Raw genomic sequence first — 6,082 nt, 5'->3', positions numbered from 1 at the left:
GACCGTTCCCTCCTCTCACGGCTCCTCCTCCCCCCGTGGCCGTCCGGATGCGTTGTTGGCGGGGGGGGTGGTGTTGGGCGGCCCCGTGGCCGCACCCCCCCCACGGCGCGGTGGGGAGGCCGGTCAGACGCGGTCGGCCGCGATCAGGACGTACTGGAAGGAGCCGTCCTTGTAGGAGGAGATGAACGCCTCCTCGATGCCCGTGACGAGGGAGGAGGTGGCGCGCAGCTCCCAGTAGGGCAGGGTCTCGGGCGTCAGGTCGATGACGGCCTGCGGCACCAGACGGTTGTCCGCCATGGCGCGCAGGTACTCCCGGCGGGAGTGGATGTTGCACTCGAAGTGCGCGTTGATCTGGGACACCCACTTCGAGGGCTGCCCGTAGACGGGGTTCCAGCAGCCGGTGATGGTCACGTAGCGGCCGCCGACGGCGAGCATGCGGGAGTGCTCGGCGAAGAGGTCGTGCAGGTCGACGTACATGCTGGACTCGTTGTTCCAGGAGGCCGCCACCTGGCCCGTCCCGAAGGGCGTGTCGAGCATGTTGCAGACGCGGGAGCGGACCGAGTCCTCGATGCCGAGCTCCCGGGCGCGCCGGTTGCCGAACTCGGCCTGCTTGGCCGACAGGGTGACGCCCTCGACCTTGCAGCCGAAGCGCTGGTGGGCCATCACCATGGAGCCGCCGCGGCCGCAGCCGGCGTCGACGAGGGTGGCATCGCGCGGGATGGCGCCCAGGTTGTCCAGGAGCACGTCGGCCTGGGCGGACTCCAGCCGGTGCAGCTCGGTGATCACCTTCTTCTCACGCTCGCTGTCGCCGGGGTCGCCCAGCGAGGCGTGGTCGACGTCCCCGATCCCGTAGTGGTGGTGGTAGAGGCCGTCGACGTCGCCGAGCCGCAGGTTCACGGGGCGGGCCTCGTGGTTCCAGTACTGGGCGATGTCGTTCTGATAGGGCGTTGCGGGGCCGGGCACGGTGGCGGCGGTGGTCACGGCGGGAAGGTCTGTCGTGGTCATGGGTTGGTCAGCTCCTTGGTTACCAGAAATCGGGCAGGCTGTAGCGGAAGGTGTTGTTCTGGTGCCAGTGGTGGTTGCCGTCGACCCACACGGCCACGCCGCGTAGGAAGCGCACCAGGACGGGGGTCGGGCAGGCGGCGGCCAGCGCGGCCGCTTCGGCCTCGAACTCGTGCATGAGGTCGTTGTGGACCTCGACCGCCTTCAGGTAGGCGTCGCGGGTGGTGCGGTCCTCGTGCTCGGCGATCACCACCGGCAGGTTCATGTGCCGGCCGGGGCTGGCGAGTTCCTTGGTGTACGAGTACAGGTCGTTGACGATGGTCGTGGCGTTGGAGGCGAGCGCGATCACCCGCTGGAGGGCGGGCACCGCGTGGAGGTCGGCGGGCAGCTCGTAGCCGCCGACGGTGTCCGTGATGGTCGGGCAGGGGCGGAAGTTGTTGAACTGGCGCATCGCCAGGTACTCCCACACCGCGGGGACGTGGTCCGTCTCGGTCCAGGCGGCCTCGGCCAGGTACCCCAGGTGCAGCCGGGCCATGTCGTGCCGGAACCGGTCGCTCTGGGAGGGGCTGGCCGCGCGGGTGAAGTAGTCCATCGCCGAGCGGTAGGCGCGCCGGGGGGCGTCCGAGAGGAGCGACTCCTCCCAGTCCGGCCGGTACTCGGCTGTGGTGTGCAGCGGGTCGAGCGCCGTGTGGGCCAGGAGCAGGCGTCCGCCGAGGCCGACGGGGGAGCCTCCGTGGTCCTCGCAGTAGTAGTCGTCGACGGCGTTCTCTGCTGCCATCAGTCGGGCCGCGATCATCAGATGGTCGATGTCGGGGGCGTCGGGATGGCAGCCGACCATGTACTGGCCCACCGAGAAGCCGTCGAACTGCTCCTCCAGCTCCGGCGGGTACAGCTGGACCTCGTCCAGCGCCCAGTCCTTGATCCGGCGGCCGACCTCCGCCGCGCGCTCGGGGTCGGGATCGGGCACCGGGTGGTGGTAGAGGCCCGGGACGGGATCGCCGGGCTTCGGCCGCGACGCGCGCGGTGCCAGGTGCAGGCCTGCCGTACCCAGGCCGGTGGGGCCGCCGAGGATCCGGTCCAGGGCGGTACGGCTCATGACCGTACCGCCGACGGCTCCGCGGTGTTCTCCGGTCCGGTGTCCACGGACATGGAAGGGCCTCCCTCTGTGAAGGACTGCAGGTCATGGCGGTTCGTCGCCTGGGCGCAGCAGGAAGCGGGGCGCCGTGCCCGGGCCCCCTGGTCGCTCGCTGATCAACGGTAGGGGTGGTGGTCCGGCAGAAGGCGCTCTAAAGCCCTGCCTGCACCCGATGGGGTGAACGTTGCCCATGAGAGGGTTGAAACGAAAAGTCTTCGATCTTGCCTGTCGGGCCGCCGGAGGCGGCGCAGACGGGCCGTCAGGACTGCTGCGCCGCCGCCTCGAAGCGGGCGAGGGCGGCCTCGGCGAGGGCGAGGTCGGCCGCGGTGTCGGCGGTGGCGTCGACGGTCAGTCCGGGCTCGTCCGGCTGCAACGGCTCCAGGGTGTCGTAGAACGTGGTGGTGGCCGGCAGCCGCTGGAGCCGGACAGTCCCCGCCCCCGCGCGCTACGCCGTCGGGGGGACAGGCCGCGCCCGCCGGGCGAGCCGCTCCCCGTGGCACGGGCCCGGCCGGGAATCGTGGTCCCCCGTGTGTCGGCCTGCGGCCAACGACGGGAGACAGCAGTGAGCTCAGCAGCGGATGAGGGACGCCGGCCGGTGCCGCCGATCCTCCGCGGGCAGAAGGCCCTGGTGACCGGGGCGAACTCCGGGATCGGCAGGGCGACGGCGATCGGCCTGGGCCGCGCGGGCGCCGACGTGGTGGTCAACTACGTCTTCGGCCCCGAGGCGGCCGAGGAGGTGGTCCGGGAGATCACGTCCTTCGGCGTGCGGGCCTACGCCCACGAGGCGGACGTCTCCCAGGAGGACCAGGTCGTCGCCATGGTCGGCCGCATGGTCGAGGAGTTCGGCACCATCGACATCATGGTGGCCAACGCCGGGCTGCAGCGGGACGCCGCCGTCGCGGACATGACCCTCGCCCAGTGGCAGAAGGTGCTGGACGTCAACCTCACCGGCCAGTTCCTCTGCGCCCGGGAGGCCGCGAAGGAGTTCCTCCGCCGGGGCGTGGTGCCCGAGGTGTCCCGCTCGGCCGGGAAGATCGTCTGCATGAGCTCGGTCCACCAGATCATCCCGTGGGCGGGCCACGTGAACTACGCCGCGTCCAAGGGCGGCGTCCTGATGCTGATGGAGACCCTCGCCCAGGAGCTCGCCCCGAAGGGGATCCGGGTGAACGCCGTCGCTCCAGGCGCGATCCGCACCCCGATCAACCGCAGCGCCTGGGACACCCCCGAGGCCGAGGCGGACCTCCTGCGGCTGATCCCCTACCGCCGGGTCGGCGACCCCGAGGACATCGCGAACGCGGTGACCGTCCTGGCCTCCGACCTGATGGACTACGTCGTCGGCACCACCCTCTACGTCGACGGCGGGATGACCCTCTTCCCCGGCTTCGCCACCGGAGGCTGATCACGGAGTGTCCCACCACCTGGCGCACCACCTCACGCACCATCTGGCACACCAGCTGTCCGGGCCGCCGGGCGGGACCGGGCTGCTGGCCGACACACCCGCCCAACTGCTCCCCGCCCGTGAGCTGATGGCGTTCACCCTGGCCTCCCACATCCTGCTGGTGCCACTGGGGGTGGCCCTGCCGTTCGTGACGCTGGTGATGCACCACCGCGGACTGCGCAAGGGCGACCCGACCGCACTGCTGCTGGCCCGGCGCTGGTCCGCCGTGATGGCCGTCCAGTTCGCGGTCGGCATCGTCACCGGCACCGTGCTCTCCTTCGAGTTCGGACTGCTCTGGCCGGGCATGATGGGCCGGTGGGGGGACGTCTTCGGCCTCGGCTTCGGCGTGGAGGCCTGGGCGTTCTTCCTCGAGGCGATCCTGATCGCGATCTACCTCTACGGCTGGCGCAGGCTGAAGCCGTGGACGCACTTCTGGCTCGGCGTACCGCTGCCGCTCGCCGCGCTGCTCGGCGCGTTCGGCATCATCGCCGCGAACTCCTGGATGAACACCCCCCAGGGCTTCACCCTCGACGCCGACGGCAGGCCCATCGACGTCGAGGTCCAACAGGCCGTGTTCACACCGATGTTCGGTCCGCAGTACTGGCACTTCGTGGTCGCGATGTTCCTCACCGCGGGCTACGTGGTGGCCGGCGTCTACGCGGTGGGGTGGCTGCGCGGCCGCCGGGACCGCTACCACCGCCTCGGCTTCACCGTGCCGTTCACGGCCGCGGCGATCCTCACCCCCGTGCAGTTCGTGCTCGGTGACGCCATCGCCCGGGCGGTCTTCCACAAACAGCCCGTCAAGTTCGCCGCCACGGAGCTGGTCTGGGACACCGGCACGCACGTGCCGGAGTACCTGTTCGGCCGTCTGCAGGAGGACGGGACCATCAAGGGCGGTCTGAAGATCCCCCAACTGGACTCCATCCTGGCCGGGTTCAGCCCCGGCACCGAGGTCACCGGGCTGACCTCGGTACCCGCCTCGGACCGTCCGACCGTCGTCCAGGCCACGATCGCGCACTGGGCCTTCGACATCATGGTCACCATCGGCAGCCTGCTGATCCTGCTCGCGCTCTGGTACGGGTGGTGCTGGCTGCGCCGCCGCGACCTGCCGCGCTCCCGGTGGTTCTTCCGGTGCGCCGCGGTGGCAGGTGCGGCCAGCCTGCTCACCGTGGAGTGTGGCTGGATCACCACCGAAGTGGGCCGCCAGCCCTGGATCGTCTACCAGAACATGCGGGTCTCCGAGGCCGTCACCCCCACCGCCGCGGCCTCGCTGTGGACCATGTTCGGGGTCGTCGTCACGGTGTACGCCTTCGTGTTCGGCGCGTTTCTCGTCGTCGTCCTGAGGATGCGCACCCGCTGGCGGCTCGCCGACTCCGGGCCCGGCCGCGCCCTGGCCGAGGGCCCGGAGACGGACGCCCCCTACGGTCCGCGCCCGGAACCGGCCTCCAACGCCCCGGGCACCCGCCGCCCACCGGGGAGCGAGCTGTGACCGCGACCATCGTCGCCTGGATCCTGCTGGCCGCGATCGCCGCCTATGCCTGCGGTGGCGGGGTCGACTACGGCGCCGGGTTCTGGGACCTGCTGGCCGGCGGCGCCGAGCGCGGCGAGCGCCCGCGCCGGTTGATCGACCACGCCATGGCGCCGGTCTGGGAGGTCAACAACGTCTGGCTGATCTTCGTCCTGGTCCTGATGTGGACCGGCTTCCCGGTGTTCTTCCAGACGGTGTTCACCGCGCTCTGGCTCCCACTGGCCCTGGCCGCCATCGGGATGGTCCTGCGCGGCGCCGGGTTCGCGCTGCGCAAGCCCGTCCGGAGACTGGCCGCCCGCCGCGTCTACGGCGCGGTCTTCGCGGTGTCCTCGCTGCTCACGCCGTTCTTCCTGGGCGCCGTCGTCGGCGGCGTGGCCTCCGGGCGGGTCGCCCCCGGCACCACGGCCTCGGCGGACGCCTGGGCCAACACCACCTCGATCATGGCGGGCCTGGGCGCCGTCGCCGCCACCGCCTTCCTCGGCGCGGTGTTCCTCACCGCGGACGCCCGCCGCTTCGGGGCCCGCGACCTGGTCGGCTACTTCCGGCTGCGGGCCTGGATCGGCACCGCGGCCCTGCTGGTCACGGGCGTGCTCGCGCTGGTCGTGACCGACCCGCACGCCTCGTACGTGCACCACGGGCTCACCCACGGGATCGGGCTGCTGCTCCTCCTGCTCGCCGCGGCGGCCGCGGCGGTCACGGCCTGGCTCGTCGCGGGCCGGGCCGCCGGGTGGGCGCGCTACTCCTCGGTGGCCGCCGTGGCCTTGGTGGTCGCCGCCTGGGGAGCCGCCCAGCGGCCGTACCTGGTACCCACCTCGCTGACCGTCCAGCAGGCCGCGGGGGCGAGCGAGCCGCTCCAGTGGATGCTCATCGTCGCGGGCGTCTCCCTGGTGCTGATCGGCCCCGCGCTCGTCGTGCTGTACCGCCTCGACACCCACGGCGTGCTGGAGCCGCTCTCCGACGAGGACGTCGCACGGTGACG

Annotated in this window: 4 protein-coding genes and 1 pseudogene; 3 read left to right on the top strand and 2 right to left on the bottom strand. The window is 71.7% G+C overall.

All coding sequences use genetic code 11. The features are described from left to right. Positions 1-123 precede the first annotated feature (123 nt). Together ACFVVX_RS27720 and ACFVVX_RS27715 are read right to left on the bottom strand one after the other, a co-directional pair. On the bottom strand, positions 124-1,005 hold the full coding sequence (locus ACFVVX_RS27720; protein WP_387949364.1) for a geranyl diphosphate 2-C-methyltransferase: 882 nt from the start codon (positions 1,003-1,005) through the stop codon (positions 124-126). A gap of 19 nt (positions 1,006-1,024) precedes the next feature. Then, positions 1,025-2,329, bottom strand: a pseudogene (locus ACFVVX_RS27715) (family 2 encapsulin nanocompartment cargo protein terpene cyclase). A gap of 412 nt (positions 2,330-2,741) precedes the next feature. On the opposite strand from ACFVVX_RS27715, the gene ACFVVX_RS27710 reads away from it, so the two are divergent. From ACFVVX_RS27710 to ACFVVX_RS27700, 3 genes are all read left to right on the top strand, one after another. Next, on the top strand, positions 2,742-3,536 hold the full coding sequence (locus ACFVVX_RS27710; RefSeq protein ID WP_387949388.1) for an SDR family oxidoreductase: 795 nt from the start codon (positions 2,742-2,744) through the stop codon (positions 3,534-3,536). Between the two features lie 127 nt (positions 3,537-3,663). Next, positions 3,664-5,064 (top strand): cytochrome ubiquinol oxidase subunit I, encoded by a 1,401-nt coding sequence (locus tag ACFVVX_RS27705; protein ID WP_387949386.1) that lies wholly within the window; start codon positions 3,664-3,666, stop codon positions 5,062-5,064. Further along, a complete protein-coding gene (locus ACFVVX_RS27700; RefSeq protein WP_387949362.1) occupies positions 5,061-6,080 on the top strand; it encodes a cytochrome d ubiquinol oxidase subunit II in 1,020 nt (339 codons plus the stop codon). The genes ACFVVX_RS27705 and ACFVVX_RS27700 overlap by 4 nt, the downstream gene beginning before the upstream one ends. Positions 6,081-6,082 lie beyond the last annotated feature (2 nt).

It is taken from the genome of Kitasatospora sp. NPDC058170 (genome assembly GCF_042883905.1).
Lineage (GTDB): Bacteria > Actinomycetota > Actinomycetes > Streptomycetales > Streptomycetaceae > Kitasatospora.
This window is presented reverse-complemented; position numbering and strand designations above follow the sequence as displayed.